The sequence below is a fragment of the Arthrobacter sp. HMSC08H08 genome, assembly GCF_001807575.1.
Taxonomy (GTDB): Bacteria; Actinomycetota; Actinomycetes; order Actinomycetales; family Micrococcaceae; genus Pseudoglutamicibacter; species Pseudoglutamicibacter albus.
In genome coordinates this window covers 16,484-36,270 of the sequence record NZ_KV789402.1, presented here as the reverse complement: position 1 = coordinate 36,270, position 19,787 = coordinate 16,484, and the positions used below count along the sequence as shown (strand labels likewise).

General features: G+C 61.2%; 17 protein-coding genes. 3 read left to right on the top strand and 14 right to left on the bottom strand.

Features of this window, described 5'->3' with window-relative positions; genetic code table 11:
* Positions 1 to 62 precede the first annotated feature (62 nt).
* The 7 genes from HMPREF3175_RS07565 to HMPREF3175_RS07535 form a co-directional block, all read right to left on the bottom strand.
* Entirely contained in the window at positions 63 to 704 is a 642-nt protein-coding gene (locus HMPREF3175_RS07565) for an ABC transporter permease (protein WP_035756395.1), read from the bottom strand.
* 151 nt (positions 705 to 855) lie between these two features.
* Positions 856 to 2,004 carry a lactonase family protein gene (locus HMPREF3175_RS07560; protein WP_070491625.1) on the bottom strand — a complete coding sequence of 383 codons (1,149 nt, stop codon included), beginning with the start codon at positions 2,002 to 2,004 and terminating at the stop codon, positions 856 to 858.
* A complete protein-coding gene (locus HMPREF3175_RS07555) occupies positions 2,004 to 2,849 on the bottom strand; it encodes an HpcH/HpaI aldolase/citrate lyase family protein (RefSeq protein WP_070491623.1) in 846 nt (281 codons plus the stop codon). The genes HMPREF3175_RS07560 and HMPREF3175_RS07555 overlap by 1 nt, the downstream gene beginning before the upstream one ends.
* Positions 2,850 to 3,012: 163 nt before the next feature.
* Entirely contained in the window at positions 3,013 to 4,461 is a 1,449-nt protein-coding gene (locus HMPREF3175_RS07550) for a dihydrolipoamide acetyltransferase family protein (protein ID WP_070491621.1), read from the bottom strand.
* Positions 4,462 to 4,482: 21 nt separating this feature from the next.
* Positions 4,483 to 5,448, bottom strand: coding sequence for an alpha-ketoacid dehydrogenase subunit beta (locus tag HMPREF3175_RS07545; RefSeq protein ID WP_083289506.1), 966 nt, complete (start codon positions 5,446 to 5,448; stop codon positions 4,483 to 4,485).
* Between the two features lie 11 nt (positions 5,449 to 5,459).
* Positions 5,460 to 6,683: a thiamine pyrophosphate-dependent enzyme gene (locus tag HMPREF3175_RS07540; RefSeq protein WP_256276328.1), complete on the bottom strand. Its 1,224-nt coding sequence runs from the start codon at positions 6,681 to 6,683 to the stop codon at positions 5,460 to 5,462.
* 235 nt (positions 6,684 to 6,918) lie between these two features.
* The gene (locus tag HMPREF3175_RS07535) at positions 6,919 to 8,061 is read right to left on the bottom strand and encodes a histidinol-phosphate transaminase (RefSeq protein ID WP_070491617.1); all 1,143 of its coding nucleotides are present in this window, start codon (positions 8,059 to 8,061) and stop codon (positions 6,919 to 6,921) included.
* 206 nt (positions 8,062 to 8,267) lie between these two features.
* Between HMPREF3175_RS07535 and HMPREF3175_RS07530 the strand changes: the two genes are divergently transcribed.
* Positions 8,268 to 8,669: a phage holin family protein gene (locus HMPREF3175_RS07530; protein ID WP_035756387.1), complete on the top strand. Its 402-nt coding sequence runs from the start codon at positions 8,268 to 8,270 to the stop codon at positions 8,667 to 8,669.
* A 12-nt stretch (positions 8,670 to 8,681) separates the two neighbouring features.
* Here HMPREF3175_RS07530 and HMPREF3175_RS07525 read toward each other — a convergent pair whose 3' ends face one another.
* Together HMPREF3175_RS07525 and HMPREF3175_RS07520 are read right to left on the bottom strand one after the other, a co-directional pair.
* Complete coding sequence (locus tag HMPREF3175_RS07525) at positions 8,682 to 10,097, bottom strand: alpha/beta hydrolase family protein (RefSeq protein WP_070491616.1); 1,416 nt, start codon at positions 10,095 to 10,097, stop codon at positions 8,682 to 8,684.
* Positions 10,094 to 10,387, bottom strand: coding sequence for a hypothetical protein (locus HMPREF3175_RS07520; RefSeq protein ID WP_035756384.1), 294 nt, complete (start codon positions 10,385 to 10,387; stop codon positions 10,094 to 10,096). Before HMPREF3175_RS07520 ends, HMPREF3175_RS07525 begins: the two co-directional genes overlap by 4 nt.
* 146 nt (positions 10,388 to 10,533) lie before the next feature.
* On the opposite strand from HMPREF3175_RS07520, the gene purB reads away from it, so the two are divergent.
* The gene (gene purB / locus HMPREF3175_RS07515) at positions 10,534 to 11,946 is read left to right on the top strand and encodes an adenylosuccinate lyase (RefSeq protein ID WP_070491614.1); all 1,413 of its coding nucleotides are present in this window, start codon (positions 10,534 to 10,536) and stop codon (positions 11,944 to 11,946) included.
* Positions 11,947 to 12,214: 268 nt separating this feature from the next.
* Here purB and trxA read toward each other — a convergent pair whose 3' ends face one another.
* Positions 12,215 to 12,595, bottom strand: a complete 381-nt coding sequence (gene trxA / locus HMPREF3175_RS07510; RefSeq protein ID WP_070491612.1) for a thioredoxin — start codon at positions 12,593 to 12,595, stop codon at positions 12,215 to 12,217.
* Positions 12,596 to 12,657: 62 nt separating this feature from the next.
* On the bottom strand, positions 12,658 to 13,896 hold the full coding sequence (gene rlmN, locus HMPREF3175_RS07505; RefSeq protein ID WP_035756164.1) for a dual-specificity RNA methyltransferase RlmN: 1,239 nt from the start codon (positions 13,894 to 13,896) through the stop codon (positions 12,658 to 12,660).
* A 35-nt stretch (positions 13,897 to 13,931) separates the two neighbouring features.
* Here rlmN and HMPREF3175_RS07500 point away from each other — a divergent pair, with 35 nt between their 5' ends.
* Positions 13,932 to 14,909 carry a DUF7010 family protein gene (locus HMPREF3175_RS07500; protein WP_035756163.1) on the top strand — a complete coding sequence of 326 codons (978 nt, stop codon included), beginning with the start codon at positions 13,932 to 13,934 and terminating at the stop codon, positions 14,907 to 14,909.
* Positions 14,910 to 14,956: 47 nt separating this feature from the next.
* Here the strand turns inward: HMPREF3175_RS07500 and HMPREF3175_RS07495 are convergent, their stop codons facing one another.
* From HMPREF3175_RS07495 to HMPREF3175_RS07485, 3 genes are read right to left on the bottom strand one after another with little or no spacing between them, the layout of a single operon-like run.
* Positions 14,957 to 18,250 carry an ABC transporter permease family protein gene (locus HMPREF3175_RS07495; RefSeq protein ID WP_141742502.1) on the bottom strand — a complete coding sequence of 1,098 codons (3,294 nt, stop codon included), beginning with the start codon at positions 18,248 to 18,250 and terminating at the stop codon, positions 14,957 to 14,959.
* On the bottom strand, positions 18,247 to 19,041 hold the full coding sequence (locus tag HMPREF3175_RS07490) for an ABC transporter ATP-binding protein (protein ID WP_052048449.1): 795 nt from the start codon (positions 19,039 to 19,041) through the stop codon (positions 18,247 to 18,249). Before HMPREF3175_RS07490 ends, HMPREF3175_RS07495 begins: the two co-directional genes overlap by 4 nt.
* Positions 19,038 to 19,772, bottom strand: coding sequence for a phosphoribosylanthranilate isomerase (locus tag HMPREF3175_RS07485; protein ID WP_052048448.1), 735 nt, complete (start codon positions 19,770 to 19,772; stop codon positions 19,038 to 19,040). The genes HMPREF3175_RS07490 and HMPREF3175_RS07485 overlap by 4 nt, the downstream gene beginning before the upstream one ends.
* Positions 19,773 to 19,787: the final 15 nt, after the last annotated feature.

Genomic DNA, 19,787 nt, shown 5'->3' with positions numbered 1-19,787 from the left:
ACGCCTCAGTCCCCTCAGCGTTCGGCTCGAGAGAGTCAGCCGACTGGGTTGCAACAGAATTATCAGACACGGATACCCTTCCGGATAGTGAGGCGGGATACGCCCAAAAGAATCAAGTCAAGAATGAGAGCCAAGATGATCACGCCCACCACAGCAACGACCACCGAGTTCAACGCATTAGCCCCGCCAAGGCGAGCCAAGCCATCGAAAATAAACGTCCCGAAACCAGGACCCAAAACATAAGCAGCCACAGCGGCCACACCCATGACCATCTGGCCGGAAACACGGATGCCAGACATGATCACCGGCCACGCAAGCGGCAACTCAACCGTCGCCAGGGAACGGATCCGGCTCATACCAATCCCGCGCGCGGCCTCCCGCGTCTCCGCAGGGATCTCCGCCAAACCCACAATCGCGTTACGCAAGATCGGCAAAACAGCAAAAAACGTAACAACCACAATCGCCGGCGTAGGGCCGAAACCGAACGGACCAATCATCAACGCAATCAGCGCGAAAGACGGGATGGTCAGCCCGACCGAGCTCAGACCCATCGCGAAATTAGCCAGCCACGGGATGCGCGCCGTCAAAACCGCCAACAAGACAGCGATGACGGTGGCAAGTATCAGACACTGCACCACCAGCGACATGTGTTGATACGCCGCGAAGAGGATCTGCCCCCAGCGGTCAATGATGAATTCTTTCACGTATCTTCCACCTCAGATAAGGGATACACCCTTAAGGATTGGCGGAAACGCAAAGGTCGCAACACACCAACCCGGAGTGTTTGACCCTATCGACCTTATCAAGATCGCAACAAGCACCACCCAGCTTGAAGTAATATCTACGGCTCAGTAGTCACTTCCTATAGAACTCGAACGCCGCAGGACGAGCCCCCGTCGCGACCCGCTGCGTAGGGTTCAAAATCCCGTGCTCCGTAATCCGATACACGCTGATATGCCCCGACAATTCGCCAGCCACCAAAACCAGCTCACGGCCCGGCGCCACCGCAGCAGCACGCGGCCGCTCCTCCGTGCGCGTGCGCGCCCTACGGCGCGGCTGCGAACCCGTATCAAACACCGTCAACGCACTCGTGGTGCGCTCCGTAGCCAAAATATAGTTAGCGCCGCGGGCATGCATCAGACCCGCAGCCCACATCGGACGCTCCGGCAAGCCAGAGTCCTGCTCATCAGCATCGCTGTGCTCATCGCCGTCGATGCGTAGGGGGCCGCAACCCTCACCACGGACGTAACCCGGCGCGAGCTCATCCTCAGGCTCATCCACCCGGACCCTCGCGAACTCAGCCAACTCACCCGTTTCCGCATCCCGGTGGAACGTCAAGATCTCACCGCTCAGCTCAGTCAGCAACGCAACATGCGTACCCTCCGGGTGAACCATCACATGTCGCGGACCAGAACCCGCAGGCGCGTTCACCGTCCCGGAACGCACCAACGGCGGCTCACCAGTCGCACCCCGCCGATAAATCACAACACGGTCATCAACCAAACTCGTCGCATACACGTGCCGGCCATCCGGAGACGGAACCACACAACGCATTCCACGGCCCGCCGCATCATCAATCCACGCCGGCTGACCTTCCTGAGGCAAACCCTGCGAATCCAACATGACACGGAACACCGCATCCCCGAAATAGCTCGCCCCCAACAAACCATCCCGGCCCACAGAACCAGCAACCGCCGGATGCTCATCCCCAGACGTCGGATCAAACTCCAAATACGCCGCCGAACACGGCAAATGCGCGGTCCCCCGCAACAACAACCGGCCACCAGCAACCACCGTGAAAACCCACAACAACGGATGCTCATGCGAGGCCCCACCCTGCCCGGCATACAAGATCCCGCGGCGATGATCCATCGCCAACATCGCGACATCCTCAAGGCCCTCAACCACCGCAAAACGGTTCAGCCGGCCCTCAGCATCATCCAAAACATAAGCCTCAATGCTGCCCTCATCCCGGCAAGCAACATACGTATACGTCGTAGACATCAGGCGTTCCACAACCCATACGAATCAGCGAGCTGCGCAATCTTCTGCGCACGCTTCAAACGAGGCAAATACGAACCATCAGTCATCGGCGCACCCTCCGCATGCTGATCCAACAACTCATGAGCCCACTTCAACTCATCCTCGCTCGGCGAAAGACCAGCATTCACACGCTCAACCTGATCAACATTCAAAACCAGCTTGCCCGTCATACCCATCTTCGACGTCACCGCGCAATCCTCAGTGACCTCAACATCATCCGCAGCCGGAACCGAAGGGCCATCAATCGGGCCAGGCAACCGCCCCACACGCGAAGCCACCACCAGCTTCCCCCGCGCATACGACAACGCCAACGGATCACCACCAGCGCCCGTATCCTTACGGAAATCATTCACACCGAAAGCCAACCGGAACGTACCCGGCGCAGACGCGATCTCAGTGGCATTCTCAATACCCAACGCCGACTCAATCAAAGCCAACACCGGAGTACCAGCCGCCAACCGCATCGCAGTCAACGCCACCTGCTCAGGCTTCTCCGTCTCCGCAAGCATCACCCCACGCAAACCAGGGGCACCCTGCAAAGCCTTCAAATCATCAGCCCAAAAATCAGACCGAATCGGGTTCACACGCACCCAACCACTCATCCCCGCATGCAACGCCTCAACAACGTTCTGCCGCGCCTCCTCCTTCTGATCCTCAGGGATCGGCGCCTCCATATCGAAAATCACCGAATCAGTCTCAGACGCCAACGCCTTACCAAAAATCTCAGGCTTCAAAGCATTAACGAGCAGCCAAGACCTCGAAAGTTTGGCAGGAAGAGCAGCAGCACGAATATTACGGATGGGCATACCTCAACCCTATAAGGACAAACCGGCGGCCGGAACACCCAACCGCCATGATGACGAAACAACGCTAGATACACATCGGTCGACGACCGTGTGAAGCGGGAGGGCGCGGCCGTGTGAGGCTGGCGATGCGAGCTATCCGGGGCAGCACGACCGCCCGCGCCGGTCAGTCCAGCAGTAGCGCGGGTTCCTCGAGGATCGCGGCGATGTCCGCCAAGAACACCGCGCACTTGTCCCCGTCAACAATCCGGTGATCAAACGAGCCACCCACCGTGGTGACGTACCGCGGTACCACCGCGCCATCGACCACCCACGGGCGTTCCCGCACCGTACCGAACGCAACAATCCCGGCCTCCGGTGGGTTGATGATCGGCGTGCCCGTATCGATTCCGAGCGTTCCGACGTTCGTGATCGAGATCGTGCCGTCGCGCATGTCCGCCGGCTGGGTCTTGCCGTCGCGGGCGTTCAATGCCAGGTCATTCAACGCGATCGCAAGCTCCTTAAGGCTGAGCTCGTCAGCGTTCTTGATGTTCGGGACAATCAAACCGCGGTCCGTCGATGCTGCAATACCGAGGTTGATGTAGCCCTTCTGGTGAATCTCAGCGCCGCTCTCCGTCTCAACCCACGTCGAATTGATCTCCGGGTTGCGTTGCGCCGCCCACATCACGGCCTTCGCGACCACCAGAAGCGGGGTGACCTTGACGCCCTCGAAATCGCGTGAAGCCTTCAGCCTGCGCACAAACTCCATGGTGCGGGTCGCATCCACATCCACAAATAGCGACACATGCGGTGCCGAAAACGCAGAACGGACCATCGCCTCCGCCGTTGCCTTACGCACCCCACGCACCGGAACCACCGTGACCTCGCCCGCCGGAGGCTCCGCAGACACTCCGTTGTGCATGCCAGCACCGAACGATGCGGCAACAGCTCCCCGCGGAACCTCACTCGAGGCAGCCGGGGCCGAGCTCCGGTAGGTGCCCAGACGCTTATCCGCGAAAGACGCCAGATCTTCGCGTGTCACCTCACCCCGCGGGCCGGTCGCCGGAACATCACGCAAATCCACGCCCAAATCACGCGCCAACTTACGCACCGGAGGCTTCGCAAGCGCCGGAACGCCCACCGAACCCGGGAGCGAACGCTGCGCACGGGCAACCGGACCATCAAACTCCACGCCACGCTCACCCGCGCGCCGCTCAGCCACACGCTGCGGGGCGCGCCTGCGACGCGACCGCAACGTCGCTTTATCCGCAACCGGGCCTGAACCCACCAACGGGCCCGGACCGTCCGCCGCCTCACCAGCCGCGCCGTCCTTACCGGCACCGTCACCGGAACCGGCGGCAGATACCGAGCCGTCGCCCGCGTCGTCGGTTGCTTCTTCACCTGGCCGGGCGATATCGATCAGCGGCTGCCCCACCTCAACCACCTCACCAACACCGGCGTGCAGGCGCGTCACCGTCCCCTCGAACGGGCACGGCAATTCAACCAGCGATTTTGCGGTTTCAATCTCAACGAAAGGCTGATTCAGCGCGACCTCATCGCCCACCGCAACCTTCCATTCGACGATGTCAGCCTCGGTGAGGCCCTCGCCCACGTCAGGCAAATTAAACGTAGTCATCCCAAAATCCTTCCAAAGCGCCTAGTGTTCGAACGTGCGGTCCAACGCATCAACGATCCGGTCGATGTTCGGCAGGTAGTCCGCCTCTACCCGCGACGGCGGATACGGCATGTGATAGCCACCCACCCGTTCGATCGGCGCCTCCAACGCATAGAAACAGCGGTGCCCGATGCGTGCCGCGATCTCCGCGCCAAGCCCCTGGAAGGTTGGTGCTTCATGAGCGATGACAAGCCTGCCGGTTTTTGCGACTGAGGCCTCTATCGCGTCGAAATCGATCGGGTTCAGGGAACGCAGGTCGATCACCTCGATATCGAGGTCTTCCGTCTCTAATGCAGCCGCCGCGGCGAGCGCGGTCGGGACCACTGGCCCCCACGCGAGCAGGGTCGCATCCGTGCCTTCCCGCACAATCATCGCCTGATCCGAGGCGGCCTCACGGTTCTGGGTGTCGACCTCGCCGCGCAACCAATACCGGCGCTTCGGCTCAAAGAAGATCACCGGGTCATCCAGCTCACACGCTTCCTGGATCATCCAGTACGCATCATGCGGCGAAGACGGCGTCATAATGCGGATGCCAGCAGTGTGAGCGAAGAGCGCTTCCGGGGATTCGGAGTGGTGCTCAACCGAGCCGATCCCGCCACCATACGGAACCCGGATCACCACCGGGAGCGTGACTTTGCCGCGCGTGCGGGCATACATCTTGGACAGCTGGGTTGTGATCTGGTTGAACGCCGGGAAAATGAAGCCATCGAACTGGATCTCAGCGAGCGGTCGGTAACCGCGCATCGCCATACCGATGCTGGTTCCGATGATGCCGGATTCCGCGAGCGGGGAATCCACAACCCGGTCTTCACCGAAGTCTTCCTGCAGCCCGTCCGTCACGCGGTACACGCCGCCGAGTTTGCCGATGTCCTCGCCAATCAACAGTGAGCGCGGATTAGTTTCGAGGATGCGGCGCAGGCCTGCGTTGATCGCGCCAGCGATAGTCATGCGTTGCGTGCTCACGCTCGCTCCCCCTTCCCGTGGCCTGCTCGGTTACTACCGTCAGGTTGCTCGGCGGCTTCACACCCGTTGTCTTCAAAAGAGTCCATGAACGCCCGATGTTCGGCCCGCTCTTGCTCCACGAGCGGGTGTGGGTGCGCATAGACGTGGTCGAACTGTTCATCCAGTGTGGCGCCACCGAGGCTCATGACGGCTTCGCGGACTTCGGCCGCGCGGGCTGCTGCTTGCTGCTCGACCTCGTCGAAGAAGGAGTCCTCGACCCCGCACTCTTTGAGGAACGTGCGCGCACGCACGAGCGGATCGCGCGGAGCCCAGCTCTCTTCCTCTGGCCGGCCGCGGTATTTGGTCGGGTCATCAGCGGTGGTGTGCGCGCCGAGCCGGTAGGTTTCAGCCTCGATCAGCACCGGACCGTGGCCGCTGCGGGCGTGCTCGAGCGCCCAGTGAGTCACCGCATACACCGCAAGCACATCGTTACCGTCAACGCGAATGCTCGGGAAGCCGTAGCCTGCGGCACGTTGCGCGAGCGGCACCCTGGACTGGGTTTCGAACGGGACCGAGATAGCCCACCGGTTGTTTTGGCAAAAGAACACGACGGGCGACTGGTTGCTTGCCGCGAAAACCATGGATTCGTGAACGTCACCCTCAGATGAGGAGCCGTCGCCGAAGCACGCGATGACGGCCTCACCGTCTTGAGCGAGCTTCGCCGGATCCCAGCCGCTCTGGTCACGTTGAATACCCATCGCGTAACCGGTCGCGTGCAGGGTCTGTGCGGCGAGCACGAGGGTATAGACCTGGAAATGATGGGCTTGTGGGTCCCAGCCGGAGTGGCCTTCGCCGCGGAAAAGCTGGAAGAGATCCCGGATGCTCACATCGCGTGCCAGTGCCATGGCGTGTTCGCGGTACGTCGGGAAAACGAAGTCGCTGGCGCGTGCGGCGCTGATCGCCCCTATCTGTGCAGCCTCTTGTCCCTGCAACGGGACCCACAACACAAGCTCGCCTTGGCGCTGCAGGATCGAGCCTTCCTGATCCACGCGGCGGGCGATGACCATGTCGCGATAGAACTCCTGATAGTCCTCGACCGTGAGGTCTGTGACCCAGTGGTCCCAATCAGGGTTGGCGATCCGCCGGCCTTCTGCATCCAACATCTGCACGGGTTCAAAGTTCAGAACCTGTTGCATTAGCTGGCGAGAATCTGGCCCGCTGTTCGCAGGGGTGACCTTCATGCCGCTCCTCACGTGAACGGGATCAGCTGAGTGTTTCTAGAAGCTGTGTCCGCGCCACGATCATTTATATTCCACTTCTGGAATGGATGTTTTCTGGTTATCTACTCTTTGTGAGCCTACATGCCTCCGGGACGTTAAAGAAAGCGCATCGGGCCGCAGAAATCGCGAGATTCTGCGGCCCGATGCGCTATTTACTTTGCAACCCTAGCTATTCCGAAACTGGAATATTCAGGGGTTAGTTGCTTGCCGAGCTGTCATCTTTCAACCCTGCGTTGCCTTCGATGAATTCCGCGCACAGCTCGATAAAGCGTGCATTTGCTTCGGGTTCTCCGATCGAGACGCGTACGCCTTCGCCTTCAAAGGCACGAACCGAGAGGGCCTTCTGCCCGGCGGCTTCTGCGAACTGTGTGGCGCGTTCACCGAGTGGGAGCCAAACGAAGTTCGCGTGGGTCTCTGGGATCTTCCAACCTTGCTCCGTCAGCGCAGCGACGACCTTATTGCGTTCCTGCACGGTCTCTTCGACGCGTTCGAGCACTTCGTCAATCGCATCGAGCGAGGCGACTGCGGCGGCTTCTGCCACGGAGGAGACACCGAAAGGTACTGCGACCTTGCGCAGGTATTGGGTGATGTGCGGCTGGGATACCGAGTATCCGACGCGCAGGTTGGCAAGCGAGTGCGCTTTGGAGAAGGTGCGGAGCGCGACCACGTTGGGGTGCTTGCGGTATAGCTCAAGCCCGTTGACGGCTTCATCGTCGCGCAGGTATTCGAGGTAGGCCTCATCGATCACGACGAGGACGTTGGTTGGGACCTTGCTCAGTAGGTCTTCGACTTCGGCGGTGCGCAGCACGGGGCCGGTCGGGTTGTTGGGGGTGCAGAGGATCATGACGGATGTGTTTTCCGTGACGGCCTCCACCATCGCATCGAGGTCGATGCGGTGGTCTTCGGTCAGGGGAACCTGCACCGAGGTGGCGCCTGCGGTTTCCACGATGATCGGGTACGCCTCGAAGGATCGCCACGGGTAGATGACTTCGTCCCCTGTGCCGTCTTCGTTGGTTCCGGCGAAGGCGTTGATGATTTGGGTCAGAGCGCCAAGCGATCCGGTTCCGGTGACGATGTCCTCGGCTGGGATGTCGAAGTGTTCTGCGAGCCGGTTGCGTAGCTTGGTGGAGAGCGGGTCCGGGTAGCGGTTGTAGTCCTCATAAGCCTTGATGGCGTGGGCTACGGAGGGGACCGGGGTGCCCGGGTTCTCGTTGGAGGAGAGCTTATAGGGCTGAAGTCCCGGGATCACCACGGGCGGTTTGCCCGCTTTATATGCGGGTAGGCGGCCGATCACGGGGCGCGGTGCGGGGGTTGCGGCGTTTTCTGTGACATCAGACATATCGCTAGGGTATTCCTTCTACGGACGTTCGCGCACCTTAAGTTTGTGAGGCTGGACACATTGCTGTTCGTATCCGGCCTGCTTCGTATGATGCGTCGCTTTCTTCTCGTGGCGATGCCAGCTTGTCTATGAGTTTCGCTTGAATTTTGCCTCGATTCATACTCGGGGTTGAGGATCTGTTGAGGGCAGCGTGGGATGCTGTATCTATGCGTCTCTTGATTAGTGCTATCGTCAACGCGCTTGCGCTTGCTGCGGCGGCTTCTATCGTCAGCGGTATCCACATCGGCCCTGTTAATGGTTCGGATCATTCGGGTTCTGTGATGGCCTCCTATCTTTTCGCGGGAGCGTTGTTCGGCGTTGTCAACGCGGCTTTGGGGAAGTTCATTCGGATTATTTCGATTCCGCTCTATTGCTTGACGTTGGGTCTTTTCGCGCTCGTGGTCAACGCGCTGTTGTTTGAGCTCACGGCGTGGCTTTCCAACCTCACGGGCCTGATCGTGTTCTCGATTGACTCGTTCTTCTGGGACGGCATCCTGGGTGCGCTCATCGTCTCGATCGTGTCCGCACTCATCGGTTTGACGATGCGCGCGCTCCGCCTGGGAGCCTGACCTGCACCCGGTTCAGAAGCGTATACGGAGCGGCCGCAAGACTGTGGGTGGCGGGATTATAGGAGGTAATCGAACCTTTGAGCCGTTGGAGGTTTTGAAGCGGTAGGTTTCGGTGATCTTCAGATCATCGAGTTCCATCTGCTTCTTAATGTCCGAGAGTGCGGTGTCTTGGACTCCATCGGCCACCCGGGCATGGTCGAGATAGTTATGGGAGCCGTGGTCTGAACCGAGCAGGTCAGGTTTGCTGGATGCGACCCGATCCCTACTCTTAGAGAACACGGCAACGCGATTCGGTGAGACTTTGAGCGGGGCAGTTGCCCCGAGTGCTGGAATCGCATCATCAGGGTCGATCAGCATCAATTGCGGCGCATCCGTTGGCGGATCGTCATCCCCGTGAGGGGCGCCCGCCGTAAACGTTCCTTTGAGCTTGTACTGTTCTTTGAACTCTTGGTCGTGCGCCAGGTTCAAGGAATGCGTCCCACCTTGCGAATGGCCATTCAGATACACGCCGTCCCCCGGCATCGCGCCAGCTTCTTTGAGGGCTGCTTCGACTGCGTTGCGCACGTCGTCGGTGTTGTTGTCGAATGCTTGAGCCATACGTCGCAATCCCCACGTTGAGCCCCCGGACATGTTGGTTCCTGGAATCGTGACAATCCACCTGTGTTCCCCGGACGAAGTCACAGCCTTACTCACCACAATGGCGCCGCGCTCCTCCCCTGCCAGTTGTTGGTGTTCAATCCATGTGGTGAGTTTCGTAGCATCCGTACGCATAGTTGATACCTCTTCTTTTCCTGCCACCACAATGTTCGGGGCGAAATCGAACAACACGGAGAACAGAGTTCTGACAGTCCTAGCACCGACTTTTTTCAGCTCAGCCGCATTCATTTCGTTTCGCAGCTTCATGCCGAGCAACCCGGGTGAGTAAATGGTGAAAGCTAAAATCGCCATTTCCTCTCTCCACTCCGGCATCGCCTGCATCATATTGAGGACAGCCCCCACTGATGCGTCCGTATCCGCGTACCCGATCGTGGACAGGTTCTGCGATTCAGCTTGCTCATAATTCTCTGCCGCGCGACTCAGGCTCTGTTCAAGTTTGTCGACGCTAGCAGAGGAATGCATCATCTGTTCAGAAGCCTTGCGTGCCGCCTCTCTAACCTGTTGCAACGCGCGAAAGATCTCAAGATACTCGTCCCCCTGCAGGCCGTTCCCCTCCGGCACGTCTGAGCACGCCCTGCTCAAACGCCCCCAATCTGGTTGATAGGCTCGCATCTCGCCGGCAGCTAGTTTGAGTGAACCGCTCACAACCTCTATCGAGTGACCACCGCCAAACACCTGCATCCCGTGGTCCCTACCGGCACCGTTGCCGCCTGCGTCGTTACCACCGGGGCCATTACCCACGGTCAAACCACTCGCCACAACCACCGTCACTGCACCCCCGTCAGGTCTAGCCCGATTCCCAACCTGATGCGCTGCTCGTTGATGGCCGCTAAAGCTGCCGCTGCACAAGCCTGCACATCCTTCAAGGACGCTCCAGCACCGTGCATGATGAGCGATGCCTCATCTCGTGCCGATTCGTAGCGGTGCTTAGCTTTCCCTTTCCAATCCGGAATCTGACACCGATTCACAGCCGCATGAGCCGCTGTGACATCAGACTCCATGCCATACAACATGTGGATATAACACTCAACGCTGATACGCAGATCGTTCAACGCATGCATCACGGCCTCCTCCCGTTTTCGTAGCGTTTCCTCAACGGTAGAAACCTGCACCCTCCCCCGGGAGGGCTTGTGGATAAGATGCTCTGCTTGAGGTGCTTGTGGGCAACGAAACCCCGCGCTGGGGCGAGTCATGGGACAATAGGGGCATGTCTGCCTCTCGTGTTTCCTTGTCCGAATCCACACTCGCCCTCGGCTCCCTCGACGGCCGCTACCGTTCCGCAGTCGCCGGCCTCATCGACCACTTGTCCGAGGCCGCACTGAACCGCAACCGCATCCACGTAGAAGTCGAATGGTTCATCTACCTGTGCGAAAACAGCGTCCTACCCGGCCTCAAACCACTCACGGACGAACAGAAGTCCGGCCTGCGCGCCATCGTGACCGACTTCAACACCGATTCCGTTACTGAACTCGCAGAAATCGAAGCCGTCACCGTACACGACGTCAAAGCCGTCGAATACTACATCGGCCGCCGCCTGGAAGCCCTCGGCCTCGAACACCTCAAAGCGCTCGTGCACTTCGCATGCACCTCAGAAGACATCAACAACCTCTCCTACGCGCTCGGCATCCGCGACGCGATCCAAGACGTCTGGCTGCCAGCCGCGTGGGACCTGGTGAACCAGCTGTCCGAGATGGCAGAAGCTGACCGAGAAACGCCGATGCTCTCACGCACCCACGGCCAGCCAGCCACCCCGTCCACCCTCGGCAAGGAGATCGCGGTCTTCGCCTACCGCCTCGCCCGCCAGCTGCGCCGCATCCAGAACACCGAATACCTCGGCAAAATCAACGGCGCCACCGGAACCTACGCGGCACACCTCGCCGCCGCACCAGCAGTGGACTGGCAGTCCATCTCCCGCGGCTTCGTCGAAGGCCTCGGGCTGAGCTGGAACCCGCTCACAACCCAGATCGAAAACCACGACTGGCAAGCGGAACTGTACTCCGACATCGCACGCTTCAACCAGATTCTGCACAACCTCTGCACCGACATCTGGAGCTACATCTCCATCCGGTTCTTCCAGCAGATCCCCGTTGAAGGCGCAACCGGCTCATCCACAATGCCGCACAAGATCAACCCGATCCGCTTCGAGAACGCAGAAGCCAACCTCGAAATCTCCAACGGGCTGCTCAACACGCTTGCCTCAACACTCGTGCAGTCCCGCTGGCAGCGCGACCTGACAGACTCCTCGAGCCAACGCAACATCGGCACCGCAATCGGCCACTCGCTACTTGCCATCAGCAACGTGTCCAAGGGCCTCGAACGCCTCGACACCGCAGTGGACGTGATCGCCGCTGACCTCGATGAGAACTGGGAAGTCCTCGGCGAAGCAGTACAGACCGTGATGCGCGCCGAAGCGATCGCGGGGGTCGAAGGCATGGACAACCCATACGAACGCCTCAAAGACCTCACCCGCGGCCACCGCGTAGACGGCGAACGCATGCGCGAATTCGTCAAGAGCCTCGGCCTGAGCGCCGATGCGGAGGAACGCCTCCTGAACCTGACCCCGCAGACCTACACCGGCCTAGCGGACCAACTGGTCGACTGGGTCTCGCAACGCGTCTAACCCAACGCTGCCGGGCACCGAAAGCATCGACTCCCAGGATTCTCACAGGTACTTTTACAGGTTTACCCTGGAGTGCTCAAGGATCTCACCAGGATACGCAGGTAGTGTCGTAGACACCTCAAGGGTGCGAGTGATGACGCAGAAGGCCCCAGCCGAAAGAATCGGCCGGGGCCTTCGTCATTTAAGCCTTCAACGTTTGAGCGAGTGCGCGCGGGCGCTCGCGCGCACGGCGCCGCTCAACCCGCTACAAGGCAGATCTACTCTAGATCTACTCTGCGGAATCAGCTTGGGCTTCCTCTTCGGCGATCTTGCGCCGCACCTCGTCCATGTCGAGTTCCTTGACCTGACCCAGGATGTCCTCCAGCGCTGCAGCTGGCAGTGCGCCTGCCTGACGGAATACGAGGATCCCGTCACGGAACACCATGAGCGTTGGGATCGACGTGATCTGAGCGGCTGCAGCCAGCCCCTGCTCGGCCTCGGTGTCTACCTTCGCGAAACGAACATCCGGGTGCTTCTCAGACGTGGCCTCGAAGATCGGGGCGAACTGCTTGCACGGCCCGCACCATTCAGCCCAGAAATCGACGATCGTGATGCCTTCAGCCTGAACCGTCTCCTGGAATTTCTCGCCAGTCAATTCGAACGTCGCCATGGGTTGGCTCCTTACGTGATCGATATATCGTCTCCCGCTATACAACCGGGACGCGCGGCCCGCTATTCCGCGGCGGCCAGCTGGCCGCATGCGCCGTCGATCTCTTTACCGCGAGTGTCACGCAATGTGGTCGGGATTCCGGCGGCCTCGAGGCGCTGGATGAATTCGCGGGTGACTTCCTTTGTTGAGGACGTCCAGATCGAGCCTGGGGTGGGGTTGAGCGGGATCGGGTTCACGTGCGCCCAGCCGCGGCCGCGCTCGTTGAGCTTCTTGGCGAGCAGGTCGGCACGCCAGCCGTGATCGTTCATGTCTTTGATCAACGCGTATTCGATCGAAACGCGGCGGCCCGTGGTCTCGAAATAGTTGTAGGCGGCATCCAGGACCTCATCGACCTTCCAGCGGGAGTTCACCGGGATCAGGTCATCACGCAGGTCATCGTCTGGGGCGTGCAGGGACAACGCGAAACGCACCTGCAGGTTCTCTGCGGCGAGCTTGCGGATCCCCGGTTCCAAACCCACGGTGGAGATCGTGATGCCGCGGGCGGACATCCCGAGCCCTTCCGGCGCATCGGCGATCATGCGGTGCACCGCGTTCATGACGCGCTTGTAGTTAGCCAGCGGCTCCCCCATCCCCATGAAGACGATGTTGTTCACGCGGGCTGGCGGCTGGTCGTCGCCGCGGATCTTACCGAGCCCACCCTCAGCGATCACGCGGTTGGCTTTCACGATCTGATCGATGATCTCGGCGGTAGACATGTTGCGGGTCAGCCCGTTCTGGCCCGTCGCACAGAAAGGGCAGTTCATGCCGCAACCGCACTGGGATGAGATGCACAGCGTGATGCGGTTCGGGTACCGCATCAACACGGACTCAACGAGGGCGCCGTCGAAGAGCCGCCACAAGAACTTGATGGTCGCCCCGTCATCCGTCACGAGCCTGCGGACCTCGGTCAATAACGACGGGAAGAACGCCTCCCCGATTGCTTCACGCTTATCCTTCGGAAGGTCCGTCATCTCTTCCGTCTGGTCCGTGTAGTGCTGGAAGTAGTGTGTGGAAATCTGCTTGGCTCGGAACGCCGGCAGGCCAAGTTCCTTCATCTTCTCTTGCCGCTCGGCAAGCGTCATGTCGGCAAGATGCTGCGGCGGCTGCTTGACACGTGGCCGTTGCGTGAACTGGAGTGTCGGGCGGCCGTCGGGGCCCATCGGCTGCTTCCAGCCCTCCGCAGTTGGTCGAACCTGCGGACGCTGACGCTTGGATGGAGCGGACTGCGGATGCTTCTGCGAGGGTTTCTTGGAAGTGCTCATGGTGTCTCCATCATCCCACGCGGTAGGTTGGAGACATGATCAAGGAACAAGCTCTCCCCACAAAACCCACTCACACAGGTGCTTTCACGTTAGAACCCGCGCAGCGGCAGGCCCGCGCCGTGATGCGCGGAGGCGGTATTTCTTTCCTCGTTTTGGCTGCGTGGTGGGGTGTTGCCGCCGCCTTGTTCCAGTGGGGCTCCCCTATCACTGGTCAGATCGCGTTGCTGGTTGGCGCCGTGGTGGCTCAGCCGATCACGTGGGCGCTGCTGAAGCTCTTGGGTGGCCCTGCGTGGCTTCCTAGCGAGAACCCGTTGCGTGGGCTCGCGCTCGCTAACGCCGCGATCCCTGTGGTGTGTGTTTTGGCCGCGATGGCGATGGCCACTAAAATCCCGGAAGCGTTCTTCGCCGCCGCGATGGTTGGCTGGGCCGCTGCCGCTCTCCCCGATGCGACCCTGTACGGTATGCGGATCCACTGGCTCTTCGGTGGCTTGCTGATCCTGATCCCTGTTCTGTTGTGGTTCGCGTTGCCCGCGATTCTTCCGTGGGCTGGACTGATTGGCGTTGTCATGTTCACGCTGTTCGGCCCGCTGATCCTGCGTTCCGGAAACCTCTTGCCTGCCGACGGCAGTGTTCCGTCGATGACCCAAGCCGCCGAACTCTCCACCTCCGCTAAGCCATCCGCTGACACGAAGGATGCGGAACGTAAGGACGCTGACCGCAAGGCCGGTTCCGTGCGCAACGCTGAGGCTGAGAAGAACGGTGCAGGGAAGAAGGCCGAACAGAAGACCGTCGCGACCAACAACGATGCGGCGCGGAACGATGCGGCTAAGGGCTCGGTGAAGGATCCCGCGCGCAAGGATGCGGGACCAGATGCGCGAGGGGACGCAGGCAAGGGCGCACCGAAGACCCCTGGCACCTCCACACCGAACGCAGGTTCTCCCGATGCTGGCGCTCCCGACGCCGGCTCGCTGGGTGGCCAGCCACCGCAGCCCCCGCGCCCGCCACGCCCGTAACGTCAAGCGGCTAGCACCCGCCCCACCACGCCCCTGACGACAGACGTTTAGACGTGTTGTAGCGGCAACCGTGGGACCATGATCCACGCGACCAGCGTGGATCCCACGGGGACAGCGAGCAACAGGGCGACCAGTTGCGTCCACGGGATCCACGTGAACGTGTATAGGTCAACGAGGCCGTAACCGATCAGCGGAGGCAGAGCCACCGCGATACCGAGCACCACCCCCAGGGTCGAGAGCACGAACGCTTGAATCGCGGAGAACCTGCGGCGTAGCGAACCCGTGGCCCCCATGACCATGACCAAGAGTTGTTCACGGCGGGCGTCGGTGATCCCGATCCCGGCCGCCAAGGATGCGACCGTGATGATCATGAGAGCCGCGCCACCTGTGACCGGCCACGTGAACGGGTCAGCCACCGGCTCCAGGTTCGCGTTCGTATCCATCTGCAGGTTCGAGGTCGTCAGTTCCTCGTTGACCAGCTGCGTCTGTGAGTCCGTGATCGGCTCATTGAACTTGACCAGCAAGCCACCTAAGCCCATCCGCTGCTTGGTCCCCTCAAGCGCTGTGGACGGCACCACAACAATCGGGTGGGCGCCCATGCTCTTGGGCTGATACACCTCGGCCTGCAAGCGCCGCTCAGTCAACGGAGCCCACAGCGGCCACCGAACATTGAGCGAACTAACGCCGACGTCGGGGTCTGCGCCCTTACCGATGCTGATGCCCTCATCGGCCGGGTTCATACTGAACTCGCCCAACCGTACGGTACCGTCAGCGGCGAGGTATTGAGGGTCAAAGACCAACGCTTGCCCCTCCCTCAACGCCCGCTCGGCGTCCTCGTCTTCGCCCCACAGCGAACTCGGCATCGTCTCCGGGCGTTCAGGGTCCACCACCACAACCGTCTGCGTCGGATATTGCAGGTCAATCTCAGGGATCACCCCGGAGGCCGCACCACCACACTTAGTCTTCTGTTGCCGGGTCAGCTTGGCTATCTCGTTCGACAAAGCATCCACCCGGCCTTCCAACGTCGTGTTCGTAGGGACCGGCAAACTGCATAAGCTACCCACCGGATACATCGGGTACAGCTCAGTACACGAGCTCGAGAACTGCGTGGCGCAGGTAGGCATCGGCTGATAAACCTCCCAGCCTCGTTCAGCCTGCGGAGCGCCAGGGATCTGCATGATTTCAGCGATCTTGGTGTGGACACCGGCCGCGCCACCAGCATAGATGCCCTCGTTAGCAGCTAATTCCTCAACCGTGATCTCGCGGTCCTCAATCTGGCCTTGAGTGAGCGCCTTACGTTCCAACGTCGTGCGGTCATCCACCACGATCCAGCCGGTACGTTCATCCGGAGCCAGAGCGTCCGCCGACGGCGCAACCAGCGATGCCTTGGTCACCGCAAGCAACATGATCCCGTACACGCCCACCACCGTGATCGAAACAACCACAGCCAAAACGGGTACCGAACGCCCTCGGCGGCGGCTGATGTCACGCACCGAGAAACGCAGCGCGAACGGCAAATATCGGTCCCACTTAGAGAAGGAGCTCGCCACCAGCGGAAGCAAAAACATGACGCCAGCGAGCATGAAGAACAACGCCAGTACCTGGCCCCCACCCAGCAGAGCCTGCGCGGTCTTGAGCTGCTCTTCCGTCTCGATCGACATCCCGTGAATCGTCAACGCGATCGAACCGATCAGGCCGATGGTCACAAGCGTCCAGCCGACCCACTGATACATCGAACGCACCGGATGCACCGTCTCAACCTCGACGGCCGGAGCCACATCAAGTGCGCGGCGCGAAGCCCGCACACCAACCCACCACGAGGTCACCCACGCCGCCAACAAAGCCAACGCCGCCGCGAAGAAGATGGCCTCCCACGGAATGTGCAGCCCGTACGTTGGAACGTGCCGGGCCTGTGCCAAACCGATCCAGATCCGTCCCGCGAGCGCGCCCAGCGCGCCACCCAGCAACGAGCCCGCAGCGCCACACGTGAGGCCCACCAAAAGCACCACGCGACGCAACACGGCAGGCTCAGCGCCCATCGTGGACAGCTTGCGAAGCAACGCACCCTGCCGGCGGGCGGAGATCGTCAACGCGAAACCGCTCAACAGGATCGCCTCACCGAAGGCGACAATCGCCAAGATCCCCACCGGCAAAGCGCGGTCCGTGTCCGACATGCTCGTGAACGGGTAGAGAAGGTCGATGGTTTTCTTGTTCGTCGCATGCCCGTATTCATCCACGACGGGGCGGAACAAAGCCGGAACACCTGCGCGATCAAAAGCGAGGAACTGCGCGTACGTATCCGGCACATCACCGCTCAAATACAGGCGCTGGGTACCCTTACCGGAAAGCTGCTTCGCGATCGGGCTACCTTCCTGAACAAACAGGATCGGCTCCGAATTCGGTTCCAGCCGCAAAATATTAGACAGCTGCGGCCAGCCCTCCGTATTGTCCACAACCTCGCCGGTGATCTTGAACGTCTGATACGTCCCGTCCTGGCCGGTACCGCCCGGACCGAGGATCCCCACCTGACCTGCGGCCGTGGTGCTCTTACCGCGCGCCTCGGCACGCTCGCGCGCCTGCTCCAAAAGCCTCGCCAGTTGCGGGGTCACCATGACCTCATCCGCACCCGAGTCAGCTACCTTGCCGTTCAACAGAGCGAAACGGGCGTCCTCGCCGGTGAGTTTAGGGTTGTTGAAGTCCGCGATCACGGTCTGGACCGTCGAATGCTGGCCCAACCCCAGCAAATCCACCGTGACCGTCTCAACGGTCGTCACGGACACGCCCGGCGGGATGACCCTACCGAGCTCACACGGCGGCTTCCCGCACAGCGTGTGCTGGCCGGCCTCGTGATCGGCCTGCCCCACGTCGATGCCCATGTCCGCGAGCTTCTGCGCATCCAACCGGATGTTCGGGTTAGCAGGTGCTGGGAATGTGGACGCCGGATCTTCCTCAGAGCCCGCTGCCCCGGAGTCTGTGACGCCCGAATCCGTTGCGGCGGGACCCGATGCGCCCGCGGCCGAATCAGCGCCGCTGTTGCCGGCGGTGCTGTTGCTCGTCATGGACTGCGCGAGGCTGAACGTGGGATCCGATGGGTCGATGAGGACCCCATCGAAACCGGTCAGCAACCGGTTGGCGTACTCAGTCGGAGAAGGCTTACCCGAGGAATAAAACAGGGTCCCGATGGTGCCCACAAGGAACACGGGAACAGCGACGATCAATGCGATGATCCCGTGCCGCATCGGATTGGTGCGGATGATGCGCATCGCCAACCGCCACGGCGTGTAACGGAAACTGTGCCGCTGGTTGGGTTCCGTCAACGGGCCGGACGCTCTGTGTTTCACTCGGCCCCACCCAGCGGAGCATCAAGGTTGATAGCGCCCGTTTCGAGTTTCAGCAACGCTTCAGCGGAACGTGCCGCGACCGTCGCGTCAGAAACGATCTTGCCGTCGCTCAGTTCGATGACCCGGTCACCCCACGGCAGGGTCTCGGGCTCGTGCGTCACCACAATCACCGCGGAGCCCGCGTCCGCTTGCAAACGCAACAGCTTCATCGTTTCAAGGCCGGCCGCCTGATCGAGCGCACCGGTCGGCTCATCCGCGAGGACCACGTACTTCTCACCGACGATCGCGCGCGCAATAGCGACCCGTTGCTGATACCCGGCAGGTAACTCCATGACCCACCGGTCTGCGGCGTCTTTAAGCCCCACCGCATCGAGGGTTTCCAGCGCGGCGGCCCGCGCGGCACGCGGCCGCACACCATCCAATTCGAGCGGCAATGCGACGTTCTCTGCCGCTGTGAGAATGTCGATGAGGTTGTGGTCCTGGAACACGAAGCCGATCGCCCTGCGCCGCAAGCGTGCCGCCTGCGTGCGGGTCAAGCCAAATAGGTTAGTGCCAGCGATGTGGATGCGGCCAGAATCCGGGCGTTGCAGCCCGCCCATCAAGGACAGGATCGAGGACTTACCGGACCCCGAAGGCCCCGTGATCATCACAAGCTCGCCCGGGCTCACCTCGAAAGAAATGTCGTCGAGGGCCTTCGCGCGGGCGTCCCCCACCCCATAACTCTTAGAGACCTTGTCGACAACCACCGCGGATTTCGGTGGAGCCTCAGGCGCGGTGCGGCGGGGCCTCATGAGCGGCCCTCCGCGTCATCGGCGTCGTGCTCGGGCGCGTGGGCGGCGTGGAAGCCTGCGTTGAGGCGGGCGTGGGCGGTCTTGGCGTTGTGAATGAACTCGGCGATCTTGTTCATCGACTTGATGCCGCGTTCCGATTCCACGCCGGAGGACACATCGACGCCCCATGGCTGCGCATCAGTGATGGCTTGGGCCACGTTCTGGGCGTTGAGTCCCCCAGCTAGAAGCCACGGTTCAACCAGCCGCGCGTTCTCAAGGGCCGCCAAGTCCCATGTGCTCCCTGAACCGGGTACGGCCGCATCGATCAGCAAGACGTCTTCGCCGCTGTCCCCGCTGGTCACCTCGGGATGGTGTTTGAGGGAGGTCGCCCACCACACTTGCCGCGGCGCGTATTCCGCACCTAGTTCGGGGGCTTTATCGAAAACGTCGCGAGCGGCCGCAACATCCTCGGAACTGTAGTTGCCGTGGAGTTGCAGCACGTTCGCGCCGATCTCGATCGCATCCCAGGCCGCCGCGACCGCTGGGGTGTCGAAAACAACCAGCACGATGTGCGCCGGGCGTTGGTGCTCAGCGAATGTTTCGCGTGCCGCATCGGCTACGCGCAGGGATTGTTCGTGGTCTGCGTGGCGGGGGCTGGGTTCGTAGTGGACGATCCCGACCGCGTCCGCACCGGATCTCACTGCGTGACGTGAGTCTTCGGCTGTGGTGATCCCACAGATCTTGACGAACACTGTGACGTACCCCTT

Excerpts from the sequence above, each read along its gene's own strand:
- HMPREF3175_RS07560 (WP_070491625.1), bottom strand. The coding sequence starts at position 2,004 with ATGTCTACGACGTATACGTATGTTGCTTGCCGGGATGAGGGCAGCATT.
- HMPREF3175_RS07555 (WP_070491623.1), bottom strand. The coding sequence starts at position 2,849 with ATGCCCATCCGTAATATTCGTGCTGCTGCTCTTCCTGCCAAACTTTCG.
- HMPREF3175_RS07550 (WP_070491621.1), bottom strand. The coding sequence starts at position 4,461 with ATGACTACGTTTAATTTGCCTGACGTGGGCGAGGGCCTCACCGAGGCT.
- HMPREF3175_RS07545 (WP_083289506.1), bottom strand. The coding sequence starts at position 5,448 with ATGACTATCGCTGGCGCGATCAACGCAGGCCTGCGCCGCATCCTCGAA.
- HMPREF3175_RS07540 (WP_256276328.1), bottom strand. The coding sequence starts at position 6,683 with ATGAAGGTCACCCCTGCGAACAGCGGGCCAGATTCTCGCCAGCTAATG.
- HMPREF3175_RS07535 (WP_070491617.1), bottom strand. The coding sequence starts at position 8,061 with ATGTCTGATGTCACAGAAAACGCCGCAACCCCCGCACCGCGCCCCGTG.
- HMPREF3175_RS07530 (WP_035756387.1), top strand. The coding sequence starts at position 8,268 with ATGCGTCTCTTGATTAGTGCTATCGTCAACGCGCTTGCGCTTGCTGCG.
- HMPREF3175_RS07520 (WP_035756384.1), bottom strand. The coding sequence starts at position 10,387 with ATGCATGCGTTGAACGATCTGCGTATCAGCGTTGAGTGTTATATCCAC.
- purB (WP_070491614.1), top strand. The coding sequence starts at position 10,534 with ATGTCTGCCTCTCGTGTTTCCTTGTCCGAATCCACACTCGCCCTCGGC.
- trxA (WP_070491612.1), bottom strand. The coding sequence starts at position 12,595 with ATGGCGACGTTCGAATTGACTGGCGAGAAATTCCAGGAGACGGTTCAG.
- rlmN (WP_035756164.1), bottom strand. The coding sequence starts at position 13,896 with ATGAGCACTTCCAAGAAACCCTCGCAGAAGCATCCGCAGTCCGCTCCA.
- HMPREF3175_RS07500 (WP_035756163.1), top strand. The coding sequence starts at position 13,932 with ATGATCAAGGAACAAGCTCTCCCCACAAAACCCACTCACACAGGTGCT.
- HMPREF3175_RS07490 (WP_052048449.1), bottom strand. The coding sequence starts at position 19,041 with ATGAGGCCCCGCCGCACCGCGCCTGAGGCTCCACCGAAATCCGCGGTG.